Origin of the sequence: Hanstruepera marina (genome assembly GCF_019880635.1) — a bacterium.
In the GTDB taxonomy this organism is placed as follows: domain Bacteria; phylum Bacteroidota; class Bacteroidia; order Flavobacteriales; family Flavobacteriaceae; genus Hanstruepera; species Hanstruepera marina.
Genome location: NZ_JAINVX010000002.1, coordinates 138,618 through 165,321 on the forward strand (window position 1 = coordinate 138,618; position 26,704 = coordinate 165,321).

Annotated in this window: 25 protein-coding genes; 9 read left to right on the top strand and 16 right to left on the bottom strand. The window is 34.8% G+C overall.

All coding sequences use genetic code 11. From position 1 onward, the window contains the following. Positions 1-45: 45 nt before the first annotated feature. On the bottom strand, positions 46-1,773 hold the full coding sequence (locus K7G76_RS08305) for a M14 family metallopeptidase (RefSeq protein WP_255572963.1): 1,728 nt from the start codon (positions 1,771-1,773) through the stop codon (positions 46-48). A 99-nt stretch (positions 1,774-1,872) separates the two neighbouring features. Between K7G76_RS08305 and K7G76_RS08310 the strand changes: the two genes are divergently transcribed. Continuing rightward, positions 1,873-3,495, top strand: a complete 1,623-nt coding sequence (locus K7G76_RS08310) for a SulP family inorganic anion transporter (RefSeq protein ID WP_223033745.1) — start codon at positions 1,873-1,875, stop codon at positions 3,493-3,495. Here the strand turns inward: K7G76_RS08310 and K7G76_RS08315 are convergent. The 3 genes from K7G76_RS08315 to K7G76_RS08325 are packed head-to-tail and all read right to left on the bottom strand — an operon-like array spanning position 3,492 to position 5,420. Beyond that, a complete protein-coding gene (locus K7G76_RS08315) occupies positions 3,492-3,965 on the bottom strand; it encodes a nuclear transport factor 2 family protein (protein WP_223033746.1) in 474 nt (157 codons plus the stop codon). The genes K7G76_RS08310 and K7G76_RS08315 overlap by 4 nt on opposite strands. Positions 3,966-3,971: 6 nt before the next feature. Beyond that, positions 3,972-4,427: a pantetheine-phosphate adenylyltransferase gene (coaD, locus tag K7G76_RS08320; RefSeq protein ID WP_223033747.1), complete on the bottom strand. Its 456-nt coding sequence runs from the start codon at positions 4,425-4,427 to the stop codon at positions 3,972-3,974. An 18-nt stretch (positions 4,428-4,445) separates the two neighbouring features. Beyond that, on the bottom strand, positions 4,446-5,420 hold the full coding sequence (locus K7G76_RS08325) for a D-alanine--D-alanine ligase (RefSeq protein WP_223033748.1): 975 nt from the start codon (positions 5,418-5,420) through the stop codon (positions 4,446-4,448). A 162-nt stretch (positions 5,421-5,582) separates the two neighbouring features. Here K7G76_RS08325 and K7G76_RS08330 point away from each other — a divergent pair, with 162 nt between their 5' ends. The 3 genes from K7G76_RS08330 to yaaA all read left to right on the top strand — a co-directional run bounded on the left by K7G76_RS08330 (position 5,583) and on the right by yaaA (position 8,037). After that, on the top strand, positions 5,583-6,146 hold the full coding sequence (locus tag K7G76_RS08330; RefSeq protein ID WP_223033749.1) for a PASTA domain-containing protein: 564 nt from the start codon (positions 5,583-5,585) through the stop codon (positions 6,144-6,146). Between the two features lie 2 nt (positions 6,147-6,148). Next, positions 6,149-7,189 (top strand): RluA family pseudouridine synthase, encoded by a 1,041-nt coding sequence (locus K7G76_RS08335; RefSeq protein ID WP_223033750.1) that lies wholly within the window; start codon positions 6,149-6,151, stop codon positions 7,187-7,189. 89 nt (positions 7,190-7,278) lie between these two features. Next, on the top strand, positions 7,279-8,037 hold the full coding sequence (yaaA, locus tag K7G76_RS08340) for a peroxide stress protein YaaA (RefSeq protein WP_223033751.1): 759 nt from the start codon (positions 7,279-7,281) through the stop codon (positions 8,035-8,037). Positions 8,038-8,039: 2 nt separating this feature from the next. Here yaaA and K7G76_RS08345 read toward each other — a convergent pair whose 3' ends face one another. Then, on the bottom strand, positions 8,040-8,171 hold the full coding sequence (locus K7G76_RS08345; RefSeq protein WP_223033752.1) for a 30S ribosomal protein THX: 132 nt from the start codon (positions 8,169-8,171) through the stop codon (positions 8,040-8,042). A gap of 176 nt (positions 8,172-8,347) precedes the next feature. On the opposite strand from K7G76_RS08345, the gene K7G76_RS08350 reads away from it, so the two are divergent. Next, a complete protein-coding gene (locus K7G76_RS08350) occupies positions 8,348-9,085 on the top strand; it encodes a uracil-DNA glycosylase family protein (RefSeq protein WP_223033753.1) in 738 nt (245 codons plus the stop codon). On the opposite strand, the gene K7G76_RS08355 is transcribed toward K7G76_RS08350, so the two are convergent. Further along, positions 9,082-9,912, bottom strand: a complete 831-nt coding sequence (locus K7G76_RS08355) for a cyclase family protein (RefSeq protein ID WP_223033754.1) — start codon at positions 9,910-9,912, stop codon at positions 9,082-9,084. The two genes, K7G76_RS08350 and K7G76_RS08355, sit on opposite strands and share 4 nt — an antisense overlap. A gap of 240 nt (positions 9,913-10,152) precedes the next feature. On the opposite strand from K7G76_RS08355, the gene K7G76_RS08360 reads away from it, so the two are divergent. From K7G76_RS08360 to K7G76_RS08370, 3 genes are all read left to right on the top strand, one after another. After that, complete coding sequence (locus K7G76_RS08360) at positions 10,153-11,763, top strand: tetratricopeptide repeat protein (protein ID WP_223033755.1); 1,611 nt, start codon at positions 10,153-10,155, stop codon at positions 11,761-11,763. Between the two features lie 286 nt (positions 11,764-12,049). Beyond that, positions 12,050-15,046: a fibronectin type III domain-containing protein gene (locus K7G76_RS08365; protein ID WP_223033756.1), complete on the top strand. Its 2,997-nt coding sequence runs from the start codon at positions 12,050-12,052 to the stop codon at positions 15,044-15,046. Between the two features lie 155 nt (positions 15,047-15,201). Beyond that, positions 15,202-16,797 carry a T9SS type A sorting domain-containing protein gene (locus K7G76_RS08370; protein ID WP_223033757.1) on the top strand — a complete coding sequence of 532 codons (1,596 nt, stop codon included), beginning with the start codon at positions 15,202-15,204 and terminating at the stop codon, positions 16,795-16,797. A 179-nt stretch (positions 16,798-16,976) separates the two neighbouring features. Here the strand turns inward: K7G76_RS08370 and K7G76_RS08375 are convergent, their stop codons facing one another. The 10 genes from K7G76_RS08375 to K7G76_RS08420 form a co-directional block, all read right to left on the bottom strand. Further along, on the bottom strand, positions 16,977-17,576 hold the full coding sequence (locus K7G76_RS08375) for a hypothetical protein (RefSeq protein WP_223033758.1): 600 nt from the start codon (positions 17,574-17,576) through the stop codon (positions 16,977-16,979). 6 nt (positions 17,577-17,582) lie between these two features. Next, positions 17,583-18,605 carry a DUF481 domain-containing protein gene (locus K7G76_RS08380; RefSeq protein WP_223033759.1) on the bottom strand — a complete coding sequence of 341 codons (1,023 nt, stop codon included), beginning with the start codon at positions 18,603-18,605 and terminating at the stop codon, positions 17,583-17,585. Between the two features lie 10 nt (positions 18,606-18,615). Then, entirely contained in the window at positions 18,616-19,443 is an 828-nt protein-coding gene (locus K7G76_RS08385) for a hypothetical protein (RefSeq protein WP_223033760.1), read from the bottom strand. 49 nt (positions 19,444-19,492) lie between these two features. After that, on the bottom strand, positions 19,493-20,257 hold the full coding sequence (gene trpA / locus K7G76_RS08390) for a tryptophan synthase subunit alpha (RefSeq protein ID WP_223033761.1): 765 nt from the start codon (positions 20,255-20,257) through the stop codon (positions 19,493-19,495). A gap of 3 nt (positions 20,258-20,260) precedes the next feature. Next, positions 20,261-21,442 carry a tryptophan synthase subunit beta gene (gene trpB / locus K7G76_RS08395; protein WP_223033762.1) on the bottom strand — a complete coding sequence of 394 codons (1,182 nt, stop codon included), beginning with the start codon at positions 21,440-21,442 and terminating at the stop codon, positions 20,261-20,263. A gap of 90 nt (positions 21,443-21,532) precedes the next feature. Continuing rightward, on the bottom strand, positions 21,533-22,159 hold the full coding sequence (locus K7G76_RS08400; protein WP_223033763.1) for a phosphoribosylanthranilate isomerase: 627 nt from the start codon (positions 22,157-22,159) through the stop codon (positions 21,533-21,535). Continuing rightward, positions 22,156-22,941 carry an indole-3-glycerol phosphate synthase TrpC gene (gene trpC, locus K7G76_RS08405; protein ID WP_223033764.1) on the bottom strand — a complete coding sequence of 262 codons (786 nt, stop codon included), beginning with the start codon at positions 22,939-22,941 and terminating at the stop codon, positions 22,156-22,158. The genes K7G76_RS08400 and trpC overlap by 4 nt, the downstream gene beginning before the upstream one ends. Beyond that, a complete protein-coding gene (gene trpD, locus K7G76_RS08410; RefSeq protein ID WP_223033765.1) occupies positions 22,938-23,936 on the bottom strand; it encodes an anthranilate phosphoribosyltransferase in 999 nt (332 codons plus the stop codon). Before trpD ends, trpC begins: the two co-directional genes overlap by 4 nt. Before the next feature lies 1 nt (position 23,937). Continuing rightward, a complete protein-coding gene (locus tag K7G76_RS08415) occupies positions 23,938-24,504 on the bottom strand; it encodes an anthranilate synthase component II (protein ID WP_223033766.1) in 567 nt (188 codons plus the stop codon). A 1-nt stretch (position 24,505) separates the two neighbouring features. After that, positions 24,506-25,909, bottom strand: coding sequence for an anthranilate synthase component I family protein (locus K7G76_RS08420; protein WP_223033767.1), 1,404 nt, complete (start codon positions 25,907-25,909; stop codon positions 24,506-24,508). Positions 25,910-26,178: 269 nt separating this feature from the next. On the opposite strand from K7G76_RS08420, the gene K7G76_RS08425 reads away from it, so the two are divergent. Then, entirely contained in the window at positions 26,179-26,703 is a 525-nt protein-coding gene (locus K7G76_RS08425) for a TlpA family protein disulfide reductase (protein ID WP_223033768.1), read from the top strand. Position 26,704: the final 1 nt, after the last annotated feature.

A 26,704-nucleotide genomic window follows, 5' to 3' on the forward strand; every position in this document is an offset into this window, starting at 1 on the left:
CCATTTTTTAGTTAAGAAGAAGCACCTCATTTTGTGAGGTGTTTTTTATTTTGCACGATAAACGGGATATTGCAAGTGGGCTTTTTCGTAATGATTGGAGCGCTCAAAAATCCAGTTGAGTTGTGCGTACCAATTAGCAGCAAATTGCGCGTCTGCTTCTTTCTTTTTTTTAAATTCTGCCTTTAGATCAGGATTGGTATTCAGTAATTCCAACGCTTCATCTTCAAATACGTAAGGCGAAAACCCTTCTTTTTGTTGCAAGATAGTATCGAAGAAGTTCCAATTAAAAAACGAATCGGGAGCTAGCGGTTCCAATGTTTCCAATAAATAGCGTTTTCCTAATTGATCAGTTGAAATTAAGTAATCGCCTTTTCTGAAGGTTATTTTTTCTTCTGATGAATTGACTTGTGTGTTATAATGCATGTAATGTCCTTCATAAGCAGACTTTCGCGTTTCAAAATTTGAAATTCTATACGATTCAACAAAAATGATTGTATCCTTTTTAAATTGTTTCATTTCAATACGGTTCAACTTTAATAAGTCAATCACATCATGCCAGCCTTGAGGAACAATATAGGCTTTAGGCACGGTAGTTTCAATGCTGGGTTTGAAATAGTTTTTGTAAACCACATCTTTGGTGAATGGTTTTTTACGATCATATTTCAAACGGTTGCTACCAGTAATGTCACTTTTAATAAATTCGCCTTCGTAGCCTTTAAACTGTAAAGTGCTGGTTTGGCTTTCGTCAACTTCCCAATCCAAAGTGTATTTTTCACCTACATTAAAAACATTTTGAGCACTTTTTCTAATCAATCCAATTTCTTCATAATTTTCTTCAATAATTTCAATCATGCTTATCATCAATTCATAAGTCCCTTCAACACGTTGTTTGTAGGGTTTAAGCATGTGCGTTTCTACCATCATGCCTAGTGTGTTCCAGAGCGTTGTATAACCTGTTGAATATCGTGGGTAATCCATAAACTGGCTAAAGCCTTTTTCGGGCACTTGATTGAATACATTTACATAAGGTGTAATATCCCAGTCTTTTTTGGCGAGTTTGTTTTCCAATTCTGGCATCATTTCAGTATGAAGGTAATTGCCTAATGAGCCGCCTAATTTGTTATGCTGGGTAAATAAATGGGTTAGCGTGTATTGATAATCAGCGCCATTGCTTACGTGGTTATCTATAAATACATCGGGTTTTATTAAATGAAAAATTTGAGCAAAGGCTTTGGCATTTTCGGTGTCACATTTTATAAAATCTCGATTTAAATCATAGTTTCTGGCATTGCCTCTAAAACCGTATTCCTTGGGGCCGTTTTGGTTGGCGCGTGTTCCAGAATTCCGGTTTAAACTACCACCAATATTATAGATTGGAATGGTTGCCAAAACCGTATGCTTTGGCATGTTAATTTTTCCTTGAACAATATCGCGATAGAGCATCATTGTGGCATCAATACCATCACTTTCACCTGGATGAATCCCATTGTTTATCAATAAAATACGTTTGTCAGTTTGCCTTATGTTGTCAAAATCAAATACTTTATCAGGATTTAAGGTGATTAGGTGTAAGGGTTCGCCGGAATCGGTTTTCCCAATAGTTTGAATAGAAATTTCCGGATAGGTTTTGGCTAAACTTTCATAATAAGCAATGGTTTGGTAATAAGTAGCTGTTTCGGTGCCATTACTTTTTTCAAAGGCGGTCGTAAAATTTTGAGCTATAACATTTTGAAACAGTGTGAAAAGCATTAGGAAAACAAATAATCTATTCATAAAGGCGAGTTTTAAACCATAAACTTAATCAAATTCTAACAATATAAACTTGTGCTTCTTGAGATTAACCGTATTTTTGCAGCTTGTAAAACGACCATCATGACAGAGTTTATTAGAAGACGAGCAGCTAATGCTAAAAATGATATTTTATCAGGTTTAACCGTTGCATTGGCTTTAGTCCCGGAAGCCGTTGCATTTGCTTTTGTAGCAGGCGTAGATCCTTTGGTTGGGTTATATGCAGCTTTTATGATTGGGTTGATTACCTCTATTTTTGGTGGCCGTCCTGGCATGATTAGTGGTGCCACAGGAGCTTTGGCAGTTGTTATGGTAAGTTTGGTAGCTGAAGGGAATGCCATGGGAGCAGCTGGTGAACAGCTTGGATTGTATTATTTGTTTGCAACGGTTATTCTTATGGGAATCATACAAATGCTAGCCGGTGTTTTTAAACTCGGGAAATTTGTACGATTAATTCCACATCCCGTAATGATGGGTTTTGTCAATGGTTTGGCTATTGTGATTTTCTTGTCGCAGTTGGGTATGTTTATGACTGTTGAAGGAGGTAAAGAAGTTTGGTTATCTGGAATCGAATTATGGACTATGATTGGACTGGTAGCATTAACCATGGGAATTATGTTTGGTTTACCAAAACTGACTAAAAAATTACCTGAAGCTTTGCTGGCTATTTTAGTTGTTTCAGCCATTGTGATTTTTGGAAATTTGGATGTGGCAACCGTTGGAAGCTTTATTCGTGAAGGTGGTGGAGAAGGCCTAAAAGGTGGTTTGCCACAGTTTCAATTTGATATCTTTAACAAAGTGCCATTCACTTGGCAAACGCTTAAATTTATTGGCCCTTATGCTTTGATTTTAGCTGCAATTGGATTGATAGAATCTTTAATGACCTTGAACTTAATTGATGAATTGACCGAAACCCGAGGGAATACCAATCGGGAATGTTTGGCACAAGGTGGTGCCAATATTGTAACTGGTCTTTTTGGTGGTATGGGAGGTTGTGCTATGATTGGGCAATCTATTATCAATATTAAAGGAGGTGGTCGTACAAGACTATCGGGTGTTGTAGCGGCTCTTGCATTATTGATGTTTATTTTATTTGCTTCTGGTTTAATCGAACAAGTGCCTATTGCTGCCTTGGTAGGTGTCATGTTTATGGTAGTCATTGGAACCTTTGCATGGTCTAGTTTCAGAATTATGAATAAGATTCCAAAATCTGATTTGTTTGTCTTGATTTTGGTTTCTGGATTAACCGTTTTATTCGATTTAGCCATTGCCGTTATTGCGGGTGTTATTGTAAGTGCCTTGGTATTCTCTTGGGAAAATGCCAAACGTATCCGTGCACGTAAACGTTTTAAGGAAGATGGCACTAAAGTTTATGAAATTTGGGGGCCGTTATTCTTTGGTTCGATAAAAGCATTTAATGAAAAGTTTGATGTTAAAAACGATCCTGAAAATGTTGAAATAGATTTTGTGGAATCACGAGTAAGTGACCATTCGGCTTTGGAAGCTATTTTTAATTTGGTTGAAAAATATGAAGCCGAAGGTAAAATCATTAAGCTGAAACACTTAAGTGAAGACTGTAAAATCTTATTGTATAAGGCGAGTCCTAAATTCAGAGAAGTTATTATTGAAGATATTGACGATCCACGCTATCATTTGGCTGCCAACCCGGAAGAGTTTCCGAAACCACTTTCAGAATATAAATTCTAATCCAAATTCCGAGATTGTCCGTTTAATAATTTCCAGCCATCAGTGCGTTTAATAAGTGTGCCTGATTCAATGATTTTGAAGTTGGATTGAACATTGGCTGTATCAACCATTTGGCCTTTTACAATTCCCGAATAATTAGCAATTTTTGATGATAAAGGAAAAATTTCTAACCTTTCAAATTCAAAAGAAATGGATTGTATGCTTTTATTGTTCTGAACAAGAATAGCTTTGATAGAGTCATACTTTATAGTCGATTTGTAACCCGGTGGTACCCAGAAAAAATCATCGGAATTATCCAAATAATCAAATTCCGCAGGTAAACCATTTTGTTTGATAGCTTCGTGATACTCATCAAACATGGTTTCAATTTCATTAACAACTTGTGATTTATCCAACGTTTTGGGTTGCTCTTTTTTGCAACTAAAAAATAGTATGATAATTAACAGTGAAAAGAGACTAATGGGTTTCATGACAATTTATTTTACACGAACACTATTTGGAACCAATTTGGTGTAATCACCATGGTTTCTAATAACATCACGAACAATTGAAGATGAAATGTAAGATGTGTTGGCAGCAGTTAGCAAGAAAACGGTTTCTATGGGTGCTAAATCCCGATTGGTGTGTGCAATAGCCTTTTCAAATTCAAAATCAGCAGGATTGCGTAAACCACGTAAAATGAATTTGACATTATTTTTTTTGCAGAAGTCAACAGTTAAGCCTTCATAAGAAACCACTGTCACTTTTGCCTCATTGGCAAATGCATCTTTTATAAATTGCATGCGTTCTTCTAACGAAAACATGTATTTTTTTTCTGCGTTTATACCAATAGCGACAATCACCTCATCAAAAAGCTTTACAGCACGTTTTATAATATCGTAATGTCCTAAAGTAATGGGGTCAAATGATCCTGGGAAAATGGCTCGTTTCATGTTCTAAAATTACGATTTTTATTTCAAAGCCTCTTCAATGGCATTTTCAAATAATTCAGCTAGATTTATTCCAGCGGCGGCAGCTTGTTGTGGTAAAATACTAGCCTTTGTAAGACCTGGAACTGTATTGACTTCCAAAAGATGCGGTTTACCATTCTTAAAAATATATTCACTTCTGGAAAACCCATCCATTTTTAAAATTTCATAAACCTGCTTGGCAACTTTACGAACGTTGTTGGCATCTGTTTCAGAAATTCTTGCAGGTGTAATTTCTTGTGATTCACCCAAATATTTGGCTTTGTAATCAAAAAAATCATTATCGCTTACTATTTCGGTTATAGGCAAAACAATCACTTCGCCTTTGTATTTAATAACTCCAATGGAAACTTCAATGCCATCTAAAAACGATTCAATAATGATTTCATCATCTTCTTTATAGGCATGTTGAATGGCTTGATTAAGCTCTTCTTGTTTATAGACTTTGGTAATGCCAAAACTGCTACCAGCTTTATTAGCTTTTACAAAACAGGGTAAGCCCACTTTGTTGATAATAGCGTTTTCATCAATTGGGTCGCCCAAATTTAAATAATAGCTCTCGGCTGTTTTGATTCCATAAGGTTTTAGAACACTCAAACAATCACGTTTATTAAACGTTAAGGCCGCTTGATACATGCCACAACTGGTGTGTGGAATTTTTAAGAGCTCAAGATACGATTGCATGTAGCCATCTTCACCAGGAGAACCATGTATGGCATTGAAGACGCAGTCAAAAGTAATTTTTACGCCCTTAACAGTTATGGAAAAATCATTTTTATCGATTGGAAATTCTTGTTTATCATCATTAACATAAACCCATTTGTCTTCAAATATATGGAGCCTGTAAGCTTCAAATTTATCAGGATTTAAGGTTTCATAAACCACTTGGCCGCTTTTAAGCGAAATCTCGTATTCGCTAGAGTAGCCACCCATTATTATTCCAATCTTTTTTTTCATGTCTATTTTCCGTTTAAAAGGAAATCAAATTGATTAATTCTGTCTATAAAATCTAAAACGAACAATAAAACGTATCTATTATTAGTTAAGCTAAAATATCACTAAAAAATCGAAAGTAAAAACAGTTCTGTTTTTATATATTTGTTTCAGAAACAATCATGCATGAGTTTAATAGGATTTCTAAAAAGTAAAGTATTTTTAAAGCAGTTGGTATTGGCATTGGTGGCTATAGTAGTTATAGCATTCATTATGTTAAAATGGTTAAATATATCTACCAATCATGGTGAGTTTGAAACGGTTCCTGACTTAAAGGGTAAGTCTGTTAAGGTAGCAAAAATTGAATTGGATAAGAACAATTTAGCCATGGAAATTTTAGATTCGTCAAATTTTAATCCAGATTACCCCAAGTTCTCTGTTATAGAACAAGATCCTATTGCTGGTAAGCAGGTAAAAGAAAATCGAAAAATATACTTGACCCTTAACCCATCAGGTTATCGAAAAGTCATGATTCCAGAATTAAAGGAGCGTACTTTAAGACAGGCTAAACCGACTTTGGAGGCGCTGGGTTTTGAAGTAGGAAAGCTAACTTATATTGATAATATTGCTATTGATGTGGTTATAAAAATGATGTACGATGGTCAAGAAATTAAAGCTGGTGATATGTTGCCTAAAACTTCAAAAATTGATTTGGTTTTAGGTAATGGTAATAGGCCATCTTCAGATTAACTATGGACGATTACACACCAGAAAATCAACAGGAAGATGATGACTTGTATGAGCATTATGCTTTTACGGCCGAAAAAGGCCAGCAACCGCTTCGTATAGATAAATATCTCATGAATTTTATTGAAAACGCCACGCGTAATAAAATTCAAGCTGCTGCCAAAAATGGCAATATCTATGTGAACGATTCGCCTGTAAAATCGAATTATAAGGTTAAGCCATTTGATAAAATCCGTGTACTTTTTGAACACCCGCCTTATGAGTATTTGCTGACTCCTGAAAATTTACCACTTGATATTGTTTATGAAGATGATGATTTGTTAGTTGTTAATAAAGAAGCTGGTATGGTTGTGCATCCAGGACATGGCAATTATTCAGGAACTTTAATTAATGCCTTGATTTATCATTTTGATAATTTACCTAATAACTCCAGTAACAGACCTGGTTTGGTACACCGCATTGATAAGGATACCAGTGGCTTATTGGTGATTGCAAAAAATGAAGAAGCCATGACCCATTTGGCCAAGCAGTTTTTTGATAAAACCAGTGAGCGCGAATATGTTGCTTTGGTTTGGGGCAATGTAGAGGAAGATGAAGGCACTATAGAAGGCAACATTGGAAGACATCCAAAAAATAGATTACAAAATACGGTTTACGAAGGTGATGATGCCGACAAAGGAAAACCTGCCGTAACACACTACAAGGTTTTGGAGCGACTAGGTTATGTCACGTTGGTTTCCTGTAAGTTAGAAACCGGACGTACGCACCAGATACGCGTGCATATGAAACACGTTGGGCATACCTTATTTAACGATGAGCGTTATGGTGGCGAAAAAATTCTAAAGGGAACCACATTCACCAAGTACAAACAGTTTGTAGAGAACTGTTTTAAGGTTTTGCCACGGCAAGCACTACATGCCAAAACACTGGGGTTTGAGCATCCCAAAACAGGTAAGATTATGCGATTTGATTCTGAAATACCACAAGATATGCGGACTTGTATTGAAAAATGGCGCCAGTATTCCAAGCACCAATCCAACGAATAAATTTTATTTATAATTTCATAGAAACAAAAACCCATGAAGGTTGATATTTTCTATAGGTAATTGTAAATTTGAGACAAATCTTTATGTCAATGAAATTAGTATTATCGCCAGCCAAGTCTTTAGATTATGAAAGTAAATTGCCAACTTCAAAAACTACCGAAGCTTGCTTTTTGTCTGAAGCAAAACGTTTAAATAAACTGCTTAAAAAGAAATCAGCTAAAAGTTTGTCCAAACTTATGAGCATATCTGATAATTTAGGTCAGCTTAACTATGAGCGTATTCAAGAGTGGGAGTTACCATTTACAAAAGATAATGCCAGGCAAGCGGTTTACGCCTTTAGCGGTGATGTGTATAGAGGGTTGGACGCATATACAATTTCAACAAAGCAGTTGGATAAACTTCAGGATACGGTCCGTATCATTTCAGGATTGTATGGCGTTTTAAAACCATTGGATTTAATTATGCCTTACCGTTTGGAAATGGGAACAAAATTTCCTGTTGGAAAAAATAAAAACCTTTATGAATTCTGGAAAAAGAAAGTCACCCAAGCTTTGAATGCTGAATTGGAAGATGGTGAGTTATTTTTAAATTTGGCCAGTAATGAATATTTTAAAGCCATAGACACCAAAGCGTTAAAAGTACCTGTGGTTACAGCTAATTTTAAAGATTTAAAGAATGGTGAGTACAAAACCATCATGACCTTCGCAAAGTTAGCACGAGGCTACATGACGCGTTATGTGATTGATACCAATGCCAAAACATTGGATGACATTAAAGGATTTAATTACGAGGGCTATGGTTTTAGTGAAAGCCTGTCAACCGATACCGATTTGGTATTTATTAGATAAGGTTAGGCCTTTGCCTTTTTGTTGATATTGATTTTATCTTCAGGTTTTACTTTTTTCTTGATGCGTGGTCGTCTGACACCGTAAGTGCCTCTATGGATTTTGCCTCGTTTTGTTTTTTTATCGCCTTTTCCCATGTTTTACTGCCCACTAAAGTGGGAATTTTATTTAATTACACTTATTTTTAACCTTTATAAAATACGAAATTTGATTCTCGATACAAATTTTTCTCATTTCAATCGAAAAATCCACTCGAATTGACGAATTTTATTTAAATGTACTATAGATTCCTGCCTGCGCAGGAATGGTAAATATGTTTCTACACAAACACCCATACGAACCTTTTATTCAAAACGATACGACGAAGTTAATTGTTGGCACCTTGCCACCACCGCGTTTTTCTACGGGCGATTTACTAGAAAAGGATGTGGATTTCTGTTACGGTAGTTACTACAACAGTTTGTGGTTGTTTATTGATGAAATACATAATTTAAACTTACGTTACGATAATTCGCAAGAAGCCATAGACCAACGCAAAGCATTTTTAATTGAGCATAAAATTGGTGTTTGTGATATTGTGGAATCAGCTGAACGTGACAAGATTGATGCTTCCGATTTAGGTATGAAAAACATTGTGTTGCGTGACTTAATAGGTTATTTAAAACAATATCCCAATATTGGTACATTGTTGTTTACAGGAGGTAATAGTAAAAATGGCCCTGAATATTTTTTTAGAAGGCATTTACGGGGCTATGACCTGAAACTGGAATTGGTAAACAACGCCGTTCCTAGAATTCATCAGTTTGAGTTATGTCATACAGAACGAAGTGAAGAATCTTTAGTTAATGAGATTTCTCGACAGGCCTGTCTTGAGAGCAGTCGAAAGGCTGGAAATGACAAACGTATAATTAAAACAGTTTCCTTAACATCGGGTTCTGGGGCTGCCAATATTTCTATTAGCCGATTACCCTTGTATAAACAGCTAAAGGTCAAAAACCCAAAATTTAACACCTTTGATTTTCGGGTTATGCAGTATCGGGAGTTTTTTTAATTATCCAATAACGCAATGATGCGCAATGGTGCGCCAGTACCACCTTTTATTTTCATGGGTAGTGCAATAATCTCAAAACCATCATTGGGCAATTGGTTCAGATTGGTAAGGTTTTCAAAGGCTGGAATGTTTTTAGAAAGCAGTATAACATGACTTTTAAACCATTGCGATTGGCCGTAATCTATACTGGGTGTGTCGATGCCAATGCCTTTAATGTTTCTGTTGTCAACCAACCATTGGGCAGCATCAGGTGACAAGCCCGGGAAATGGAGCAAAGCAATGGCATGGTCGCCACGCTCGGTGGTGCCCAAATATTTTTCTTTATTGGGATAGTATTTGGCAAAACCGGTTTGTAGTAACACAATACTGCCATTAGGAATTTGATGGCCTATTTGGTTTTCCCAGTTGGTTAAATCTTCAACGGTAATCAAATAATCTGGATTGTCCTTGGCGTTTTTGGACACATCAATTTTTATGGCCGAGCCTACTAAATGCTCTAAAGGAATTTCTTCGACGGTTTGCCCTGTTTTTGAAAAGTGAATAGGTGCATCTATATGCGTGCCACCATGCTCGGCAGTGGAAAAGTTATTGGCTGAATAGTAAAACCCTTTGTCCGTGTCACCAGCAAAAACAGTATCGAGTTCAAACTCTTTAGCGGTTACCCAATACACGGTTTCTTTGGAGTATTCATATGAAAGATCGACAATGGTTTTATCAGTTAATTTTTGAGTTTCAACAGGAGTTTCTGCCTCTGTGGTTTTTGTTTGTTGGTGGCAGCCTATAAGCGCCAAACTTAAGAATGCGCCGAGTATTGTTTGCTTTAACATGACTGATGGGTTAGAAGTTTACCTGTTAAAGATACGGAAAGTAATTGTTAGGTTTTGTTATCATTAGGATGTATGGCAAAATGAATATATTTGTAACTAATATGTAAAAAAAATAAGCGTAATATGATTCGGTGGTGATCTTCCAAATGAGACCCAATATTTGCCAATACGATGAATATACACTTTCTCGTAGTATGTTATTCTTGAAAAATATTTTACCTTTCTAAAATATTTTATTCAATGAGATATTTAAGTTTAATTTTAATAGTTGTTTCTAGTTTCTGTTATGGTCAGGAGTCTGTTGAGATTCTGATAGACAGTTTAAACTTTGTAATCAATCCAGAAGGTAAAGTTTCATTAAGTAAGCGTATTGCTTCTGAATTGTCTAATGAAGATTGGGACAAGGCCATATCGTATTTGGAATTGGCTGAAACAGAAGCTGAAAATACTGAAAATCCTACCTTGGAGTTAGCATCAATATATGTTGCTTTTGGAGATATTTTCTACTCTAAAGATGTTTTGGATATTACATCAGAATACTATCAAAAAGCTTACAGCCTTTACAAAGAACTAGGTGATAAATCTGAAATGTCAATTTTGGAAAATAATTTAGCCATCATCTACGCTCAATTAAAAAATCAAGATAAAGCTTTAGAATATTTTAGGAATGTTTACAGGCATCAACTGGAAAACAATGACACGTTGAGATTAGCACAAATATTGAATAATATTGGAACACTTCATCTTGAGCGACATGTAGATTCTTCTTTATATTATTTTAATAAATCGCTAAAAATTTCAGAACGTTTGAACAATGAGGTTTTAAAGGGGTATATCTATACTAATTTGGGGAGAGGCTATACCGATCAAGACAATATGACTAAAGCTAGAGAAAATTTTAATAAAGCATTGACTGTTGCCAATAACTCCAATAATGATATAGTAAAAGGGTTTGTTTATCAATCTCTTGCTATGTTTTACGCTAAAACCGAAGAACATGATTCAGCGATTGTTTATTCTAGAAAAACAATGGATTTGAATAAGGGCAATTTTTATAGTTTTAGTAATCAAGATGCCACAAGTACATTGTATCAAGCTTATAAGAGCAAAAATGATTATAAAAATGCTGTTCACTATTTTGAGCAATACAATAAGATAAGAGATAGTCTTAATGTTGAGGAGAAAGCTGTAAACGTTGAACGGTTAAAGTTGCAACAGGAATACAAAGTAAGAGAGCAAATACGTCAACTTGAGGAGGATAAAAAACGTTCCAATTATATAATGATAGGATTGGGTTTGGTCACAGGAATTTTGTTTTTAATAATCCTATTGATTAAATATAGAGATAAGATATCTAAAAGCCAATTAGAGAAGAAGCTGCTAGAAGCAGAACAAAAAGAGTTACGTCAAAATTTGGAAAATAAAAACAAGGCTCTCATAGGGAAAGCAATGGCAGAAATGCATAGGACAGATATTATAAACGGAATTTTGAACGATTTAAAACAAGTAAAACGAAAAGCAGTTAAAAAAGAAACACAGCAAGCCATTGATTATATTTTAAAAAGCTTACAACGTGACTTGAGTTCAAATGTTTGGGAAGAGTTCGAGATTAGTTTCGAGCAAGTTCATGAGTCATTTTGCAAAGCACTCATTGCAAAACATCCAGATTTAACACCTAAAGATAGACGATTGTGTTCTCTTCTTTATTTAGACCTAACTTCCAAGGAAATTGCTCTCATCACAGGTCAATCTTTTAAATCAGTTGAAAATGCAAGAACACGACTTCGTAAAAAATTAAATCTTACTAAAGAAAAGGTAAATCTATCTAATTACATGAATAGTTTACAGTAATCAGGTCTCTATATTAATTAAATTCTTAAAAATCAATTAATTACATTTTATTGAGTGGTTTTTATTGGGTGATTTTAATTGGTTGGAGTGTTTTTGGGTGCCTAAATTTTTATCAATAGGTATGGTGATATCTTATGTTTGTGATATCAAAAGATTTAATGGGATAATAAATGTCTGTAAAACCCAAAAATGCTTCTAAATCTTTAGAAGAGCTTCTAAAGATTCAAAGTTTAAAAAAAGCAAGTATTAGATAACACTTTATTAATTAACCAAAACTTATATTTTTATGAAAAAAATTACTTTTCTATTTTTTACAATTTTAGGATTTAGCTTTAGTGCATTAGCACAATATTCTTTTCCTGCTGATGCTGGTGTTTATACTGTTCCAGATAACACAACAACAGTAACTGTAAATGTAAATGATGTTGCAAATGGAGCTGGAGCAACTGCTGGATTGTATAATTCATTTACTGTAACAGCCGATTGGTCTATAGCCACAGGCGACGCTTGGTCTAGTGAAGCACGATTAGCTGTAACAACTTCAGCTGGAACCACTATGGCAATGGCACCAACTTCTGGAGGTGCTAATTCTTCAACAGCGACAACTTTAACGTTTTCTGGATCATTGGCAGGTATATATGATCCTTCAGTAAATGGATTACTTGATTTAGGGCTATCAAGAACGTATAATTCACCAGCAAATTGGACAAATATTGTAGTAACGATTAATCCAGCTCCTGCTTGTCCAGATCCATCTGGAATGACTGCGTCGAATGTAACATCAAGTTCTGCAGATCTATCTTGGACTGCAGGAAATACAGAAACTGCATGGAATTTAGAATGGAATGCAGGTGCAGATTTTGCACCAGGTACAGGTGCTGCTGGTTCAACAGCTACAGCTAGTCCTACAGCAACATATTTAGCAATGGGTCTAATGCCTTCAACAGAGTATTTTATATATTATCAAGCCGATTGTGGTGGAGATTTAAGTGAATGGGTTGGGCCTTTTACAGCAACAACGCTTTGTGCTACAGAAACACCAGACTACGTTGAGGATTTCACTACATATTTAAATCCTTGCTGGTCAGAGGCTGCTGATGGAGATTTAACTACAGGACCAGCTACTTTTGGATCAAGTTTATGGGCAGCTGAAGAATTTGCACATTCTAGTGCATCTGGATTTGGTGCGGTGAATGTAAATATTTATAATAATGATGATATAGAATGGCTTCTATCTCCAATGTTTGATCTTTCAGCTGGTGGTTATGAATTATTGGTTGATGTTGCACTTACAGATTATAATGCAACAACCACAAATGATACGTTTGATGTGGATGATGAAGTACGTTTGGTGTATTCATTAGATGGAACTAATTGGACAACTTTACAATTGTGGAATCAAGCTAATACACCTTCAGCATCAGGAGATACTGTTATTGTAGATATTTCTGCATTAACCGGAAGTAATGTTCAGTTTGCTTTCTATGCAGCTGAAAATACAGGTACTACTGCTATTGATATTGATTTTCATTTAGATAATTTTATAGTTAGAACTCCACCTTCTTGTCCAGAACCAATAGCACTTGCAGCTACAACTATTACTGTTAATTCTGCAGAGTTAAGTTGGACAGAAACAGGAACTGCAACTATGTATAATGTAGAGCTTGTTACCGCAGGTACAGCTCCAACAGGAACAGCAACAGATACTGGAGTTTCTAATCCGTTTTCAAGATCTGGTTTAATGGCTAGTACAGATTATGAATTTTATGTACAAGCAGATTGTGGAAGTGAAACAAGTATATGGTCAGGACCATTTGCGTTTTCAACGCTTTGTAATCCATTTGGAGCTTTTACAGAAAATTTTGATAGTGCTTCAACTCCAGAATTACCAAATTGCTGGTCTAAAATTGAAAATGCTGCCACTGCAGCTGCATCTGTAGCTACTAGTACTGCTGCATCTTCATCACCAAGTAATTCTGTTCGTTTTTTCAATTCAAGTGACATCGCTGCAGAATTAATATTAGTTTCACCAGAGTTAAGTGGAGACATAACACTAAATAGAGTGAAATTTTCTGCTAGAGATAATGATAATAATGATATTATTGTAGGTACTATAACAGATCCTACAGATGCTACTACATTTACAGCATTTGAAACTATAACTTCAACCTCAACTTTTATGGAATATTCTGTAAACTTTGATACGTATGCAGGTACAGATACATATATAGCATTTAAAATGGTTCCTTCTGGAAGCTTTGATAATACATATATTGATGATATTATTTGGGAAGCTATACCTAGTTGTTTAGAACCATCAGATCTTACAGCTACTGTTCTAACAACTACATCGGCAGAATTAGGATGGACAGCAGGTGCTTCAGAAACATCATGGAATGTTGAAGTTGTAACTGCAGGTGCAACACCTACAGGAACAGCAACAGATACAGGAGTTACAAATCCATTTACAAAAACAGAACTCACAGCAGATACAGCTTATGATTTTTATGTTCAAGCTGATTGTGGAGGAGGAGATACAAGTGTTTGGATTGGTCCATTTAGTTTCTTTACAGGTTATTGTATTCCTGTGGGAACAAGTGCTGATACTTATATAGATAACTTTAGCACCACTAATGGAGGTGTGAATATTTCTAATTTAGCATCTGGTTACACTGTTGGTAGTTATGCAGATAATACCGCAATGATTGTTAGTCAAGCTTCAGAGGGGACGTTTGATTTTAGTATTGAAATTGTTGGTGGTACAGTTGGTTGTGCAGTATGGGTAGATTGGAATAACGATTTTAGTTTTGATGTTTCTGAAGTTTCATATAGTACTACTAGTTATGGAGATGGGCCTTTTACAGGTTCAGTTACTGTTCCTACTGGTACTGCGGATGGAGATTATAGAATGCGTGTAATGTTAGATTGGAATGATCTTAATCCAGGTGATGATGCTCCATGTTCTTATGGTTCTGCAACTACTCCTAGAGGTGAAACTGAAGATTATACAGTAAATGTAAATGCTACTTTGTCTACTACAGATTTAGATACTGGTCTCACTTTTACTTACTATCCAAACCCGGTTACTAATAGCTTAGTTTTAAAAGCACAAAAAGATATTGAAAGCCTTTCTATTTACAATATGTTAGGTCAAGAAGTATTACGTACTGTTCCTAATTCTACTGGTACAGAGGTTAACATGTCTGCTTTACAAACAGGAACTTACTTTGTTAAAGTAACAATTGATAATGTTACAGAAACAGTAAGAATACTTAAGAACTAATAACAGATTTTTATAATATAAAAAATGACTATATTACCGAAAAACTCTTCAAAATCTTTAGAAGAACTTTTAGAAGAATCCAAGATGAAAAAGAAGGTGTTAAAAAAGATAATAAAAAAAGTCAAAACTAATGCTAATCAAAAAACTCAGTAGTTATGAAAAAATTTACACTATACATTGCCATTTTAATTGGATTTGTATCTCATGCACAATGGAATATTGATACTGCTGTAAATACCTTAGTCGCATCTTCAGATTCTGGTGACGTTAAATCAATTGGCACTTCAGACGGCCAAACTTATGTAGTGTTTTGGAAAGAAGTAGCGGCTCCAACAAATTATGAATTAAGAGTTCAACTTCTTGATGCTTCTGGGAATCAACAATTAGGGGCTGATGGAGCTCTTATAAGTAACACAATACCTATGAATACCTTTACTGCTTTTTGGACAGTAACTATTGATGGTAATGATAACCTTTATGTTGGTGTTACAGGTACTGATAATGAGTCAGGTTGGGCTTACAAAGTTGATACTAGTGGCACTGTTCTTTGGACTGTAACTAATCCAAGTGCGCAATTAGTTAAGGTGTTGCCAATGGCATCTGGCGATGCAATAGTAGCTTGGTTGAGCACATCGACTTTTAGTGCAACGATGCAAAAATATGATAGTAGTGGTAATTCTGTTTGGACAACAGTGTCATCTACGGTTGCTCCATCTGCACCTGCAGATTTATATGAAATTTCTTCAGGGAATTATATATTGGTTTATCATCAATTAGGAAGCGGTGTTAATTCAACTTTGTATGCTCAACGATTTGATGTTGATGGTAATGCAATTTGGTCAAACCCAGCTCAATTATCAAATAAAACAACGCAATACAATGCCATTTATAATGGAACAACAGATGGAGATGTGGTGTACTATGGGTATCCTGCGAAAACAAGCACAAGAATTGATGCTTTTGTTCAAAGAATTAATCCAGATGGAACTTTGCCATGGGGAATAAACGGAATGGACTTTGATATTAATGAAACCAATTATGAAAAAGATACTCAAATAGCAATCAGTCCAGGTTCAAGTTATGTTTGGGCTATTTGTAATTATACCGATGCATCACAAAGCGACACTGGGGAATATGTTCAAAAATTTGATAAAGTTACTGGAACAAGACAATTTACAGATACTGCAAAACAGGTTTATGCTGTTGGCACAGGTAATACCCATGCAGGGGCTTTACAACTTCTAAATGACCAGCCCTTATTTTTAATTAAAAGCGGTTTTGATAATGGAGCGACCCCTGTAACGTTAAATGCTTGTCTTTTAGATGCTAACGGCGATTTTGTTTGGACAGAAGAAATTAAACCTGTAGCTACATATGCTGCTAGCAAAGGTAGAATTCATTTTAATACACCTGTGAATGGTCAGGTAGTTACTGTTTTTACCGAAGATAAAGGTACAGGAGAGAAAGTCTATGCGCAAAATTTTACAGATCCTGCGCTTTCTATCTATGATTTTAATTCAGAAATTTCATTGCAGTATATAAATCCTGTTCAAAACGAATTAAAACTTAAAAGTGAAAAAGAAATACAGAGTGTAATAATTGTTAATACATTGGGACAAGAAGTTGTAAAAATAAATGTTAACTCAAATGAAGTAGATATTAATGTGCAATCTTGGGAAGCAGGTATGTATTTTGTAAACCTAACTTTCAATAATGGAATATCAAAAGGAATAAAGATATTGAAAAGATAGTCTTTTTTTTCTGTAATGGATAGAGCCCTATTTGTTTTTCAAATAGGGTTTTCTTTTTATAGCATAGGGTTATTTTAACTTGCATTCGTAGTTATTCTTAATGGTAATTCACTACTTAAAGATATTAACTTTCCTTACTGACAATAATGGAACTCGACTATTTTTTGGAGATAGTCAAATTAATGATTTTTAGTTTGTTTTTTTATGGCTTCAATATCCAACCCTTCGCCAAAATTGTAAATGGCAGACATAGCCGTTTTCATATCAATAGGGTGGTATTCAAATTCTGGATTGTGCATGTAACGAACTTCGCCAGCATCAATTTTTGGGGCATCAGGAATATAAATTGTGGTATAATTATCTGTTTTGTCTGTTATAAAACCAATTCTGTAAAACGTATCTTCTTTGAAGATAACAGCTTGCCATATCTCATTTATAACATTACTCTTATCACCTATAATTCTAAATTTGAACATTTGTAGTGATGGTAGTATGATAAATAGTTTTTTTTCTAAACTTGCACTCCAATTTTTTACCAATCCTTTTTCAATAAGAATTCCTGCCAAATAGCAAAAAAGTATAATAATAAGTATGGTTACGATAAGTACAGAAGATTTTCCGAAAATGGTATGTAAACCCAACAGTTGACTTATTTTTTGACCAATTGGATGTAGAATTTCAAAAAGCTGTTTTCCTGCAACAACAACCAAAAAGAAAGGAATTATAAAAAAAAGCCCTCCAAATATTAAAGCCCGAGATGATTTGTTAAAAAATGCCATAATAGTTTAATTAAATTCCCACCCAAAAGTTGATTGAAACACATAATCTGAAACCGAAGCACCTTCAACAGGTTTGCTATCGTAATTATAGGTCAAGCCCAGTTTTATAAAAAAGTCAAGCGGTAAATCATACTTTAAGTTTAGATTGTAGTCAACCCTATAACGTCCGCCTTCAGTTAAACTGGGATATAGGGTTGCATCAGTTTTTAGGTTGAAGTCTTTTACATCAAATATATCTAATGCCAAACCTAGGTAAGCTTCTAACGAATTTCTATTGGTATTATTAATATCTGTAAACTTTTCATTGTTGAATGCTAGACCAAATCCACCCCCAAAATACATTTTATTGGAGTGAATGACGTATTTGCCCATACCGCTTTTAACGGTAGAACGCAATTGAAGTTTCTGTTCATCATTAGACAAAAAGTCTCCAGAAAGTGAATAAAACCAATCGTTTTTCATAAAGTATTTAAGACCAGCAGAGGCATCCATACGGTCGGTAGCTGCTACACTGTCCTGATTGCTTCGCACTTGATTATAACTACCATACAGTTTCCATTTATAGGCTGTATAGCTGATGTTACTGTTTATGGAGAGTTGGCTTAAATTATTACTTTTTGTAATGTTATAACCAAATGAAACCGAAGCGACAATTCTAGATATGAATTTTTTCTTTACAGGGTTGATATAAACTATATCCTTAATTCTAACTGTCTCATTGTTGTAGCCCTTTAATGTAACTACTGCCGAATCACCTTCCTTGGTGTACATGGAGCTGTTAATTCGTGTGCCATCAGACAATGTCATTAAATAGGTTTGCTTACTTTTAATACTGATGATATCAATCCAGGTGATGGTAAAATCAGAATCACTATAATCGGTTTCAATAGTTACAACGCCACGATCCATAGATTTAATTTCGCCAACCAGCTTGTCATTATTTTTTAACACAATGGTGTCGTTTTGAGAGACTAAAATACAAGGTGTCATAATTAATAATAACAACAATAATAATTTGTAGTGTTTCATATTTTAATAATTAACCTTTTGGAAATAATAAAACAATTCCTGCTCTAAATCCCCATGACGTAGTGTTTCCATTACCGTATGGAATTCTAGGACCAATAAAAGCTTGTGTTAATTGCTTGCCAATATTAAAGACTTTAGCTCCAATTAGATGTAGGAATCCGGAGGTAGAATCTGTATCCCAATTTTGAGTGAGTTCAGTATTTAGAGTAAGAGCATAACCACCTTTAAAGTTCTTTGCGAAAAAAGGTTGTAAAAATGTATTATTTACATCGGCTCTAGAATCATTTCCAGCAACAGACCAAATATGATTAACTAATGCACCAAAAGTAAATTGCCCGGCTTGTTTTAAAACAACGGCAGTTGGTCCGACACCAAATTTTTCTGTACCTAGAAGATTATCTGTCGCAGTAGGTATGAGAAAAACAGGTCCTGCTCCCCAAATTAATCCGCCAGATGTAGGTTCTTTAGGAGAGAAAAAACCACTAACAACGGCATCGCTCAACCCGAATTGGCTGCCACTGTTACCATATAAATTGTTTTGAGAAATTACAGGTAAAATAATACGACCAATTAAATTCCAATTCTCACTGATGCTTATTGGTATTACGGGTTGAATATTAAGGGTCATTCGCGAACCGTTTTTAGAACCAATTCCAAAATCAAAATTCCCTTGAAACGGCACACTTATTAAACTGGCGACAGGATTTTGCAATTGTTTGGCCAGTTTATCGGCTTGAGATATTTCTTGATCTTGATTATCTGCGGAATTATCAGAATTATTTTGAGAAAAAGAAACGCAATGAATTAATAGAATGAACAGAAAGGAAAGTTTTTTCATCTTTTGGATTGATTTATCTGTTAAAGATAAATGTTTTAAAGTAAAACAGCTAACCAATTATTGAGCGAATAAAATTTTTGATATCGCCTAAAGGGTTATTTTTTATAAACTTTACAAAAGCACTTCCAATTATGGCACCTTTGGTATATTGCGTGGCCTGTGTAAATGTTTCTTGGTTTGATATGCCAAAGCCAACAATTTGCGGGTTATTGAGATTCATGTCTGCAATGCGTTTAAAGTAATTAGTTTGTTCTTCGCCAAATCCAGATTTTGCTCCAGTGGTACTCGCCGAACTTACCATGTAGATAAATCCGTTTGACATTGAATCAATATAGCGAATGCGTTGTTCGCTAGTTTGTGGCGTAATTAAAAATACATTAATAAGTCCGTGTTTTTCAAAACTGGTTTTGTATTGCTCTTCAAATACATCAATTGGCAAATCGGGAATTATTAAACCATCAATACCAACTTCCTGACATTTTTCACAAAAGGCTACAACACCATATTGCAAAATAGGATTGAAATAGCCCATAATGATTAAGGGAATGGAAACCGATTTACGAATATCTTGCAGTTGATTGAATAAGACTTCCGTTGTCATCCCATTTTTTAGGGCTTGTGTTGAACTGCCTTGTATGGTTGGACCATCAGCCAAAGGGTCGCTAAATGGTAGACCAATTTCAATCAAATCGACACCGCTTTTTTCAAGGTTTTGAATGATAGTGATTGTATCATTTAAATTGGGATAACCTGCTGTAAAATATATGGACAAGAGTTTCTTGTCTTCTTGTAATTTTTGATGGATTCGGTTCATTCGTTATAAATTAAAATAATCAATATAGTTTTGTAAATCCTTATCGCCTCTTCCGGAAAGACTAATTACCACAATATCATCTGGTTTAAAAGTCTTATGCGTAAAAACTGCTAACGCATGGGCTGTTTCAATCGCTGGAATTATACCTTCCAATTTAGTGAGTTCCAATCCGGCTTGCATAGCCTCATCATCTGTGGCCGAATAAAATTCAGCACGTCCCGTTTTGTATAAATGAGCATGTAATGGCCCGACACCTGGGTAATCTAATCCTGCAGAGATGGAATAAGGTTCCGTAATTTGTCCATCTTTAGTTTGCATTAATAAGGTTTTGCAGCCATGAATAATACCTTCTTTCCCTAATGCTGAAGTTGCCGCACTTTTTCCAGATTGAATGCCTTTTCCAGCAGCTTCAACAGCGATTATACCAACATCATCATGGTCTAAAAAATGATAATAAGTGCCTGCGGCATTACTGCCACCACCAATACAAGCCACTACATAATCTGGATGTTCTCGACCTTCCTTTTCTTTTAATTGCCATTGTATTTCTTCTGAAATAACCGATTGAAAACGTGTTACCATATCTGGATAGGGATGAGGGCCAATGGCCGAGCCTATAATGTAATGTGTGTTTTTGGGGTTGTTAATCCAATCGCGTATAGCCTCATTGGTGGCATCTTTAAGTGTTTTACTGCCTGACGTTGCTGGTATTACCGTTGCGCCCAACATTTTCATTCTAGCTACATTTGGTGCTTGTCTGGCAATATCTATTTCGCCCATATAGACAATGCACTCCAATCCCATTAAAGCACAAACGGTAGCAGTTGCAACACCGTGTTGCCCAGCACCAGTTTCAGCAATAATTCGGGTTTTACCCAATCGCTTGGCCATTAATATTTGTCCTATGGTATTGTTGACCTTATGTGCGCCAGTATGATTTAAATCTTCACGTTTTAAATATATTTTGGTGTTGAATTTTTTAGATAATCGTTTTGCAAAATAAAGTGGAGAAGGTCGACCAACATAGTCTTTTAATAATTGGTTGAATTCTTTTTGGAATTCAGGTTCAGCCATGACATTTAAATAATTTTGCCGTAGCGCTTCAATATTAGGATAGAGCATTTCGGGTATAAATGCACCACCAAAATCACCATAATAGCCTTTTTCGTTTACGTTATAACTCATGTTTATTGCATTTTCGTCAGGTCGAGTGAAATTCTTTAAGAATTTTGTATCGAGACCACATACTTCTCGATACAATTTTGTTTCACAAAATCACTCGAAGTGACGTAGGTTATTTTTAAATTTTTCTAATTTTTCAATATGCTTTAAGCCTGGTTTAAGTTCAAATTTGCTGTTTACATCAATAGCGTAGCAATATTTGGATTCTTGCCTACCTAGGAAGGACAGGATATCTTCTGTGTTTTCTAAACCAATACCTCCACTTAAAAAATAGGGTTTGGTAGATGGATAGCTTTTCAAAATTTTCCAATCGAATGTATAACCATTACCACCTGGAAGTTTACCTTTTGTGTCAAACAAAAAATAATCGCATACATCTTCATAAGGTTTTATAACATCAAAATTGAAAGCATGTTTCATGGCAAACACTTTTATGATTTCCTTGTTGGTTGATTGTAATAGTTTGCATATTTCGGTAGATTCGTTACCGTGAAGTTGTATAGCGTCCAGTTGATGTTTTTCTATATGGTCTACAATAAACTCAACTTCTTCGTCAACAAACACACCTACTTTTTTTATGCCTTTAGGTAATTCGGGAATATTATCCTCAAAATGTCTAGGTGATTTTTTATAAAATATGAAACCAAGATAATCGGGTTGCAATTTTGCAACAGCTTTAATATTATCTTGATATTTCATACCGCAGACTTTTAATTTCATGGTATTAAATCGTTTATAAATTGCAAGGCATGCTCTCCAGGATTATTTGTTTTTATGAAATTTTCACCAATTAAAAAACCCTTGTAACCATAAGAACGCAGGTCTTTTATGGCCTCTACAGAACTAATGCCACTTTCAGAAATTTTTACAAAGTCATTTGGAATTAGTTCACTTAAAACTTTACTGGTTTTAAGTGAAACCTCAAAGGTTTTTAGATTGCGGTTGTTAACACCAATCATATCTATGCTTGACATGATGGATTTGTTCAATTCTTCCTCATTGTGAACTTCCAAGAGTACATTTAGGTCCAGTGATTTTGCGAGTTCAGAAAACTGTTTGATTTCTTTTTTAGAGAGTATTGCAGCAATTAATAAAATAGCATCGGATCCATAAGCTTTTGCTTCAATAATTTGATAAGGATCAATTATAAATTCCTTGCGTAATAATGGCAGGTTGCAACTCGCTCTTGCGATAAGTAAATCATCTAAACTGCCCCCAAAATACTTTCCTTCAGTTAAAACAGACATGCCACAAACACCAGCTAATTCATAACCTTTAGCAACATCTTGCACATTTAAATTTTGATTGATAACAGATTTAGAGGGTGAGCGTCTTTTGTGTTCTGCAATAATACCCGTTTCGCTTGTTCTTAATGTTTCAGCAAGAGGGAACGTTTGTTTGTTGAACAAAACCGAGTTTTCTAATTGAGAAATTGGAATCAAACTTTTTTTTAATTCAACTTCGATGTGTTTGTCTCTTACTATTTTATCTAAAATGTTCATGCGTTTTGACTTAATGCGACCAAAGTTTTAAAGCTTTTTAAAGCCTTGCCAGATAACAATGATTCTTTTGCTATTTGAAAACTGTCTTCTATAGAGGTGTTGTTGAATGTAGATATGGCTAATGCGGCATTAGCGCAAGCCACATGGTTTTGCGCATCGGTACCTTGACCTTGTAAAATATGTGTAAAAATTTTAGCTGAAGATTCAACCGAATTCCCACCGTGAATTTGTTCTTGTTTTAGTGTGTTGAGGTTAAAAGTTGAAGCATCAATAATTTGCTCGCTATCGTTTTGTATAACCTTCGCAGGACCAGTAAGTGAAATTTCATCATAACCATCCAAGGCATGAACAATTGAATAGTTTTTGTCGGTATTTTGATACAAGTAACTATACAAACGGAGTAATTCTAAATTAAATACGCCAACCAGTTGGTTTTTTGGAAACGCTGGATTTACCATGGGACCTAACATATTAAAGAATGTTTTTACACCCAGTTCTTTTCTAATTGGCGCTACATTTTTCATAGCAGGATGAAACAATGGTGCATGCAATACACAAATACCAGCATCATCCAAACAACGTTTTAGAAAATTGATATCGTTTGAAAATTTTATGCCTAAAAACTCCATAACATTTGACGAGCCACACGTTGAAGACACACCGTAGTTGCCATGTTTTGTAACGCTTATTCCTGTACCTGCCGTGATAAAAGATGCTAATGTTGAAATGTTAAATGTGTCTTTGCCATCACCACCTGTGCCACATAAATCAATCGTGTTATAGCTATCTAAATTTACAGGAATACAGAGTTCTAATAAAGCATCACGAAAGCCTGATAACTCCTCTATGGTTATAGTACGCATCATATAAACCGTTAAAAAAGAAGCGATTTGACTTTGGTTATAGTCACCTTTAGAAATATTTACTAATACTTCCTTGGCTTCTTCACTAGAGATGCTTTCTTGATTTATTAATCGGTTTAAAATATGCTTCATATTAATTATTAATCCAGTTTTCTAAAATTTGTTTGCCGTTAGGAGTTAGTACGGATTCAGGATGAAATTGTACACCTCTAACATCATATTCATTATGCTTTAAGGACATAATTTGACCATTCTCATCAAACGATGTGGCAGTTAAGCAATCTGGAAGATTGTTGCTCACAACCCACGAATGGTAACGCCCAACCTCAATATGTTTATCTAAACCTTTGAATAAATACTCGTCAGGGTCTGTTATTTCAATTGTTGTGGATACACCATGAAAAACGGTATCGAGATTAATAATTGAACCTCCAAAAACTTCACCTATGGCTTGCTGTCCAAGGCACACGCCTAACATACTTTTGGAGGGTGCAAACTCTCGAATTAATGGTTTTAATAAGCCAGCTTCATCAGGAATACCAGGACCTGGAGACAGTAAAATTTTATTAAACCCTTTTACGGATTCCAGTTGAAACTGATCATTTCTAAAAACCGTTACATGACAATTCAAATCTTCTAAATAATGAACAAGATTGTAGGTGAAACTGTCGTAATTATCTATTACTAATACGTTTTTCATTTTAAATGGTTTCAGCAATTTTAATAGCTTTTGTTAGTGCGCCTAATTTGTTATATACTTCTTGCAATTCGTATTCAGGATTGGATTTTGATACCAAGCCTGCACCAGCTTGCCAGTGTAATGTGTGATTTTTACTTAAAAATGTTCGTATCATGATGGCGTGGTTATAGTTACCGTTAAAATCCATGAAACCTATAGCGCCACCATAAAACTCGCGACTTGTTTTTTCATAGTGTTCAATAAGTTTCATGGCTTTGTGTTTTGGAGCACCAGATAAGGTGCCTGCCGGAAAAGTATCGGCTACCATTTGCATCGTGGTTGTTTCGTCATTTTTATTACCGGTTACTTTACTTACTAAATGAATCACATGCGAAAAGAATTGAACTTCTCTATATGTATCTACCTTTACATTTCTGCCATGTCTGCTTAAATCATTCCTTGCTAGATCAACTAGCATGACATGTTCGGCATTTTCTTTATCATCTACTGCTAATTGTTTTGCCAGTTCAGCGTCGTGTTCATCATTACCTGTTCTTTTAAACGTTCCTGCAATGGGATGAATTTCAGCTTTGCCCTTGTTGACAATAAGCTGTGCTTCTGGTGAGCTTCCAAAGATTTTAAAATCGCCATAATCAAAATAAAATAGGTATGGCGAGGGGTTTATGCTACGCAAGGCACGATAGACGTTAAACTCATCGCCTTTAAAATGTTGTGTAAACTTTTTTGAAAGTACCAATTGAAATACATCGCCTCTTGCACAATGTTGCTTTGCTTTTACAACATGTTCTTTGTATTCATTATCAGTTAAATTGGAACTGGTATTGCCTTCGGTTTTAAAATTAAAAGCTGCATAATTTTTTGAACTTATGAGTTGTAAAACCTCATCAATATTGTTTTCTGTATTAAAACAATGAGCAAAAACATAGGCTTCGTTCTTAAAATGGTTAATGGCTATTATGTTTTGATATACGGCATAATGTACATCAGGTATATTTAAGCTATTTGGTTTTTTAGATATGTTTATGTCTTCAAAATAGCGCACTGCATCGTAAGCCGTAAAACCAAAAATACCGTTATTAATAAATTTAAAGTTTTTAGATGCTTGTATTTTAAAACGCTTGGTGAATTTGTGGATTTCCTCGGCTACCTTGGTTTTTGCAGTTATCTTTTTTGTTATCTCGCTGTTATCAGGAAATAGTTGCGTTATTGTTTCGTTCTTTACTTGTATTGATGCTATTGGGTTGCAACATATATAAGAAAAACTATTATCGTTAGCATGATAGTCGCTGCTTTCCAATAAAATACTATTAGGGTATTTGTCCCTTAATTTAAGATATACACTAACAGGTGTAATGGTATCTGCTAGTGTTTTTTTGTAATGCGTATAAAGACTAAATGTTTTCATATTGAAACTAAAAAAGGCTTGTCGTGAATGACAAGCCTTTAAAATATTTTAATTAAATATATAGGGTTAATTCACGAAAGTTGATTTCGAAAATTCCACCACCAAGTATGATTTAAAATTGTGTTCATTGTTTTATTTATTCAAATATATAATGAATTCGGTTTTATCCAAAGTTTTTGCATGAAAAATAAATGTATAAGTTGGTTTTCGTTTTAAAAGTATGTTAAAGATTAAGGGGGTTAATGTTTTTATATCTAAATTTATGAGTTATGAAACCTATTATTTTAATACTAATCGTATTCGTATTTAGCTGTAAAGAAGCTCCAACTGAAATAGTTGAGGTAAATGAAACTACTGAAGAAAATAGTAAAAGCTTGGAGCTTGAGATTAATGATTATGCTGGTTTAGAACCCTATTTAAACCTAAAAGATGATCATGTTTATGTTGTGAATTTTTGGGCTACTTGGTGTGCACCTTGTGTAAAGGAATTACCTTTTTTTGAACAACTGGGTGAGAATTATAAAGATAATAATGTAAAGGTGGTATTGATAAGTTTAGACTTTCCCAAAGACTACGAGTCTAAATTAATACCCTTTATAGAGAAAAATAAATTACAGTCTAAAATTCTAGTATTGGATGATCCGGATATGAATTCATGGATTCCAAAAGTAAATCCAGATTGGGAAGGTGCTATTCCAGCAACATTAATTTACAATAAAGATAAAAAACAATTTTACGAGCAATCTTTCACATATGAAGAGCTCAAAACAGAAGTCAACAAATTTTTAAACTAAT

What these genes read in the sequence shown, in the direction of transcription:
- K7G76_RS08365 (WP_223033756.1), top strand. Translation starts at nt 12,050, where the DNA reads ATGAAAAAAATTACTTTTCTATTTTTTACAATTTTAGGATTTAGCTTT.
- K7G76_RS08425 (WP_223033768.1), top strand. Translation starts at nt 26,179, where the DNA reads ATGAAACCTATTATTTTAATACTAATCGTATTCGTATTTAGCTGTAAA.
- K7G76_RS08335 (WP_223033750.1), top strand. Translation starts at nt 6,149, where the DNA reads ATGGACGATTACACACCAGAAAATCAACAGGAAGATGATGACTTGTAT.
- K7G76_RS08345 (WP_223033752.1), bottom strand. Translation starts at nt 8,171, where the DNA reads ATGGGAAAAGGCGATAAAAAAACAAAACGAGGCAAAATCCATAGAGGC.
- trpB (WP_223033762.1), bottom strand. Translation starts at nt 21,442, where the DNA reads ATGAGTTATAACGTAAACGAAAAAGGCTATTATGGTGATTTTGGTGGT.
- trpA (WP_223033761.1), bottom strand. Translation starts at nt 20,257, where the DNA reads ATGAACCGAATCCATCAAAAATTACAAGAAGACAAGAAACTCTTGTCC.
- K7G76_RS08360 (WP_223033755.1), top strand. Translation starts at nt 10,153, where the DNA reads ATGAGATATTTAAGTTTAATTTTAATAGTTGTTTCTAGTTTCTGTTAT.
- yaaA (WP_223033751.1), top strand. Translation starts at nt 7,279, where the DNA reads ATGAAATTAGTATTATCGCCAGCCAAGTCTTTAGATTATGAAAGTAAA.
- trpD (WP_223033765.1), bottom strand. Translation starts at nt 23,936, where the DNA reads ATGAAGCATATTTTAAACCGATTAATAAATCAAGAAAGCATCTCTAGT.
- K7G76_RS08310 (WP_223033745.1), top strand. Translation starts at nt 1,873, where the DNA reads ATGACAGAGTTTATTAGAAGACGAGCAGCTAATGCTAAAAATGATATT.
- K7G76_RS08305 (WP_255572963.1), bottom strand. Translation starts at nt 1,773, where the DNA reads ATGAATAGATTATTTGTTTTCCTAATGCTTTTCACACTGTTTCAAAAT.
- K7G76_RS08330 (WP_223033749.1), top strand. Translation starts at nt 5,583, where the DNA reads ATGAGTTTAATAGGATTTCTAAAAAGTAAAGTATTTTTAAAGCAGTTG.
- K7G76_RS08385 (WP_223033760.1), bottom strand. Translation starts at nt 19,443, where the DNA reads ATGAAAAAACTTTCCTTTCTGTTCATTCTATTAATTCATTGCGTTTCT.
- K7G76_RS08415 (WP_223033766.1), bottom strand. Translation starts at nt 24,504, where the DNA reads ATGAAAAACGTATTAGTAATAGATAATTACGACAGTTTCACCTACAAT.
- K7G76_RS08325 (WP_223033748.1), bottom strand. Translation starts at nt 5,420, where the DNA reads ATGAAAAAAAAGATTGGAATAATAATGGGTGGCTACTCTAGCGAATAC.
- K7G76_RS08420 (WP_223033767.1), bottom strand. Translation starts at nt 25,909, where the DNA reads ATGAAAACATTTAGTCTTTATACGCATTACAAAAAAACACTAGCAGAT.
- K7G76_RS08315 (WP_223033746.1), bottom strand. Translation starts at nt 3,965, where the DNA reads ATGAAACCCATTAGTCTCTTTTCACTGTTAATTATCATACTATTTTTT.
- K7G76_RS08355 (WP_223033754.1), bottom strand. Translation starts at nt 9,912, where the DNA reads ATGTTAAAGCAAACAATACTCGGCGCATTCTTAAGTTTGGCGCTTATA.
- coaD (WP_223033747.1), bottom strand. Translation starts at nt 4,427, where the DNA reads ATGAAACGAGCCATTTTCCCAGGATCATTTGACCCCATTACTTTAGGA.
- K7G76_RS08375 (WP_223033758.1), bottom strand. Translation starts at nt 17,576, where the DNA reads ATGGCATTTTTTAACAAATCATCTCGGGCTTTAATATTTGGAGGGCTT.
- K7G76_RS08370 (WP_223033757.1), top strand. Translation starts at nt 15,202, where the DNA reads ATGAAAAAATTTACACTATACATTGCCATTTTAATTGGATTTGTATCT.
- K7G76_RS08350 (WP_223033753.1), top strand. Translation starts at nt 8,348, where the DNA reads ATGTTTCTACACAAACACCCATACGAACCTTTTATTCAAAACGATACG.
- trpC (WP_223033764.1), bottom strand. Translation starts at nt 22,941, where the DNA reads ATGAACATTTTAGATAAAATAGTAAGAGACAAACACATCGAAGTTGAA.
- K7G76_RS08400 (WP_223033763.1), bottom strand. Translation starts at nt 22,159, where the DNA reads ATGAAATTAAAAGTCTGCGGTATGAAATATCAAGATAATATTAAAGCT.
- K7G76_RS08380 (WP_223033759.1), bottom strand. Translation starts at nt 18,605, where the DNA reads ATGAAACACTACAAATTATTATTGTTGTTATTATTAATTATGACACCT.